Below are 4,221 nucleotides of genomic sequence, written 5' to 3'. Positions count from 1 at the left end.
GCCGGGGCGAACCCTGGCCGGTGTGCACCTTGACCCGCGACATGCCGCAGGAGGGCGAGCCGTACTGGAAGACGTAACCGTGCAGGCCGGGCCGGGCGAGTTCATCCAGCCGCTCCTTGCCCCAGTCGCGCATCCGGTCTGTCCAGTCGGCGCCGGAGCTGCGCCCGACCAGGCGCGGGGCCACCGGGTCGCCAGCCAGCCGCGTGGCCTCGCGCGGCACCGGCATGCCGCAGCCGACCTCGGGGCAGATCGGCACCCACTCGACGAACGGGCCGAGGGTGTCCCGCAGGTAGCGGTCGAGCTTGTGGGCGCCGTCGTAGCGCACCTCCTCGCCCAGCAGGCAGCGGGCGATGCCCAGTCGCGGTTTTGGCGATGCGTTCGTCATCGGCTTCCCCTCCGGACTTTTCCGGTTCTGCGGAAAGCCTAGGGGAAAAGGCGGGGCGGGGGAATTATTCTTTCCGGGCCGAAAACGGCCCCCGCCCAAGCGGCATTCCAGGCTTGCCAACCGGGCGGCTCCATTCTAGGTTGGAAAATGAGAAAAACATCCGTTTGAGGATGGAGGGAGGCCCGCAACCGAGTGATGATCCTTGCCCGCGCCCTGTGTCTTGTCCTGCTTTTCGCCTGCTGCTGCGCGTCGACGGCGTTCGCCCAGGAGGCGCTGATGCCGGTCGACCATTATCCGCCATGGAAATTGGCGGATGGCGAAAGCGAGGTCGCGGGCATAGACATTCAGCTCGCCCGGGCGTTGCTGGAGAAGGTCGGGCTTGCGCCGAAGTGCCTCAGGATGCCTTGGAAGCGCTGCCTGGCGGCCATGGAGGACGGCGAGGCGGACATCATGAACGGCGTCCTGTGGAGCCCGGATCGTGCGGCGTACCTGCATTTCCTGGAGCCCCCCTACAAGAACAGGACGGTGAAGGCGCTCTATGTCCGCAAGGGCGGGGGAGTGGTCCTCGGCCGGTTCGGGGATCTCCGGGGCCTGACCATCGGAACGACCCTGGGCGCGAAGTATTTTCAACGGTTCGACGAGGACCGCGCCCTCAAAAAGGATGCGGTCAAGTGCGACCAGATCAATGTGCGCAAGCTTGCGGCCGGGCACATCGACTGCTTCATCGCCACCGAGGAGACCGGCGATTATCTCATCCGGAAAGAGGGGCTGGGCGAATTGATCGTGAAGGCGGCGTTCCGGCACGAGGAGCCCACCAAGGTCTATTTCGTCATCTCCCGCAAGTCTCCGCTGATGGAGCGGATTCCCGAGCTCTCCAGGGCCCTGCGCCGGATGGTCGAAGCCGGCGAGGTGGACAGGATCATCGGCGAATACCTGCGCGGCCTGTAGGGCCTTTCGCGGGCGTTCCCACCCGGTCCCGAGGCCGCCCCGCACCCGCCCTTCCGGACGAGGTGCGGAGCGGATTGATGAAGCTATTCCCAGTACATGGAGGCTGCGACGGCCTTGAGCAGCTCGGCGATGTCCTGCGGGCTGACGTCGCCGATGTTGCCGATGCGGAAGGTGTCCGCCCCGGTGACCTTGCCGGGATAGACCACCCAGCCGTGGCCCTTGAGCTCGTCGTAGAACTTCTTGAACTCGTAGGCCGGGGCGGCCGGGTTCATGAAGGAGGTGATGATGGGCGACTGGAAGTCGTCGGGCAGCAGGCACTCGTAGCCCAGGGCGCGCATACCCGCGACCAGGGCGTCGTGGTTGGCGGAGTAGCGGGCGTGGCGGGCCTCGACGCCGCCCTCCTCGTCCAGCTCGTTCATGGCCTGGGCGAAGGCGCGGACCACGTGGGTGGGCGAGGTGAAGCGCCATTTGCCGTTCTTGTACTCCATCTCGCGCCACTGGTGGTGGAGGTCGAGGCTCAGGGAACGGGCGTTGCCCCCGCACTTTTCCAGCTCGCTCCGGCGGGCGATGACGAAGCCGAAGCCCGGCACGCCCTGGATGCACTTGTTGGCGCTGGAGATGAGGAAGTCCGCGCCGAGCGCCTTGATGTCGATGGGGATGCCGCCGAAGCTGGACATGGCGTCCACGATGTAGACCTTGCCGCGTTCCTTGACCACCTTGCCGATGGCTTCCACCGGGTTGAGCATGCCGGTGGTGGTTTCGCAGTGGACCACGGCCACATGGGTGATGGCCGGGTCGGCGTCCAGGGCCTTTTCGATGTCGGCGGGGGTGGGGCGGCCCATTTCGCCGAGCTGGAGGACCGTGGCCGGGATGGCCAGCCGCTCGGCGATGACGCCGATGCGGTCTCCGTAGTGGCCGTTGGCCACCACCAGGAGCTTGCCTCCCTCACGCGGAAGGGCCGAGCCTATGGTGGACTCCACGGAGAAGGTGCCGCTGCCCTGCATGAGCACGGCGGTGTATTCGTCCCCGCCGTGGGCCAGCTTGACCAGCCGGGCGCGGATGTCCTGGACGATGGCGTTGTAGTCGTTGTCCCAGGTGCACCAGTCGCGCAGCATGGTCGCCTTGACGGACTTGGTGGTGGAGAGCGGGCCGGGCGTCAGCAGAACGTAGGGATTGTCGGGAAGCTGTTTCAGATCCATGATCGTATCCTCACTGGTTCAGTCCGCGTTCCCGCTCCACGTCCGCGATGGACGTTTCGAGAATGTCGAGGGCGCGAACCATCTCTTCGTCGGTTATGGTGAGCGGCGGGGTCAGGGTCAGGAAGTTCCCGCCGGATATCTTGAAGCTCAGGCCGCGCGAGAGGCAGCGGTAGAGCACCTTGTCCGCCTCGGCCGTGGCCGGTTGGTTGTCCGGGAGCACCAGCTCCACGCCCATGGACAGGCCGATGCCGCGCGCGTCGCCGACCAGCGGGTGTGCGTCGGCCATGGCGCGCAGCCGGTCGAGCACGGCCAGGCCCAGGGCGCGGGCGCGGCAGAGCAGCCCCTCGCCCTCGATGACCTCGATGGCGGCCAGCCCGGCGGCGCAGGCCGCGGGGCTCTTCTCATGGGTGTAATGGCCGAGGGCGATGTTCCCGGCCCGGTCGAAGTCCCGGCGGGCGACGATGGCCGCCAGCGGGAAGATCCCGCCGCCCAGCCCCTTGCCCAGGGTGACGATGTCCGGCGTGACGCCGAAGTTCTCGAAGGCGAACATGGTCCCTGTGCGGCCCAGGCACACGGCCGTCTCGTCGAAGATCAGCAGCGCGCCGTGGCGGTCGCACGCCTGGCGGATGAACGGCCAGTAACCCTCCGGCGGCGGGTTGACCGTGGTGCAGCGCACCGGTTCGGCCAGCACGCAGGCCACGTCGCCTTCCTTCTCCAGCACGTATTCCACGTACTTTGCGCAGCGCAGGCCGCAGTTCGCGCACCGGCCGCCGGGGTTGAACAGGCAGCGGTACGGCTCGGCCGGGGGCACGTGCTCCGTGCCGGGCAAAAGCGGGCCCACGCCCGCGCGGAAGAGCGCCTCGCCGCCCACGGATATGGCGTCCAGCGACGCGCCGTGGAACGAGTCCCACATGGACACGGTCTTGAACCGGCCGGTGACCACGCGGGCGAGCTTGAGGGCCATGCCGATGGCCGAGGTGCCGCCGGGCGCGAAGAGGACCTTGCCCAGGTCGCCGGGAGCGAGGTCCACGAGCTTTTGCGCCAGGCGTACCGCCGGTTCGTTGGTGTAGCGCCGGGGCGAGAAGGACAGGGCGTCGAGCTGGGCGCGCACCGCCTCCATGACGTGCGGGTTGGCGTAGCCCACCTGGTGCACGGAGTTGCCGTGGAAGTCGAGCAGCTCCCGGCCGTCCAGGTCCCGCAGGACGCTTCCCTCGCAGCCCGAGAGCGCGTCCAGGCAGGGCGTAGACAGGGACTGGTGCAGGAACACCTCGGCGTCCGCGTCCAGCAGGGCGCGCGTCTTCTCCGACAGCGTGTCGATCCATTGCCGCCGGTTGGGCGAGAGGTTGACGTCGCCTTCGGTGAGCCTGGGCTTGGTGTCGGCCATGGCGCAGGTCCTTGGGGGCTTAGGGGGCCGGGGTTTCGCCGTCGGCCAGCCGCTCGTTGATCTTGCGGATGATGGCCGGGCATTCGGCGATGGACTCGGCCGTGTAGTGCGCGCCGGCGGCCTTGAACCGGGCCGCGTTGTCCGCGATGCGCCGTTCCACTTCCTCTTTCGGCAGGGCGGAGATCTCGTCGAGGGTCAGGCCCATCTCGTTGCCGGACTTGGTCAGGCCGATGGTCCACATGCCCGCGTTCAGGCCCTCCTGGACGTCGCTGATGGAGTCGCCGATCTTGACCATGGCCTCCATG

Annotated in this window: 4 protein-coding genes and 1 pseudogene; 1 reads left to right on the top strand and 4 read right to left on the bottom strand. The window is 67.8% G+C overall.

Annotated elements, in window-relative coordinates:
• Positions 1-385: DUF523 domain-containing protein (locus PHP91_RS17120; RefSeq protein ID WP_300143703.1), on the bottom strand; the 385-nt coding region annotated here is incomplete at its 3' end.
• A gap of 195 nt (positions 386-580) precedes the next feature.
• Between PHP91_RS17120 and PHP91_RS17115 the strand changes: the two genes are divergently transcribed.
• The gene (locus tag PHP91_RS17115) at positions 581-1,333 is read left to right on the top strand and encodes a transporter substrate-binding domain-containing protein (protein WP_300143700.1); all 753 of its coding nucleotides are present in this window, start codon (positions 581-583) and stop codon (positions 1,331-1,333) included.
• Positions 1,334-1,416: 83 nt separating this feature from the next.
• On the opposite strand, the gene phnW is transcribed toward PHP91_RS17115, so the two are convergent.
• From phnW to PHP91_RS17100, 3 genes and pseudogenes are all read right to left on the bottom strand, one after another.
• On the bottom strand, positions 1,417-2,532 hold the full coding sequence (gene phnW / locus PHP91_RS17110) for a 2-aminoethylphosphonate--pyruvate transaminase (RefSeq protein WP_300143696.1): 1,116 nt from the start codon (positions 2,530-2,532) through the stop codon (positions 1,417-1,419).
• A gap of 10 nt (positions 2,533-2,542) precedes the next feature.
• Positions 2,543-3,916 (bottom strand): aspartate aminotransferase family protein, encoded by a 1,374-nt coding sequence (locus tag PHP91_RS17105; RefSeq protein ID WP_300143693.1) that lies wholly within the window; start codon positions 3,914-3,916, stop codon positions 2,543-2,545.
• A 19-nt stretch (positions 3,917-3,935) separates the two neighbouring features.
• Positions 3,936-4,221: pseudogene (locus PHP91_RS17100) on the bottom strand (phosphonoacetaldehyde hydrolase); the annotation flags it as partial.

Source organism: Pseudodesulfovibrio sp., assembly GCF_028692895.1.
In the GTDB taxonomy this organism is placed as follows: Bacteria; Desulfobacterota; Desulfovibrionia; order Desulfovibrionales; family Desulfovibrionaceae; genus Pseudodesulfovibrio.
This window is presented reverse-complemented; position numbering and strand designations above follow the sequence as displayed.

Coding starts and splice junctions, on each gene's coding strand:
- PHP91_RS17115 (WP_300143700.1), top strand. CDS start 581: ATGATCCTTGCCCGCGCCCTGTGTCTTGTCCTGCTTTTCGCCTGCTGC.
- phnW (WP_300143696.1), bottom strand. CDS start 2,532: ATGGATCTGAAACAGCTTCCCGACAATCCCTACGTTCTGCTGACGCCC.
- PHP91_RS17105 (WP_300143693.1), bottom strand. CDS start 3,916: ATGGCCGACACCAAGCCCAGGCTCACCGAAGGCGACGTCAACCTCTCG.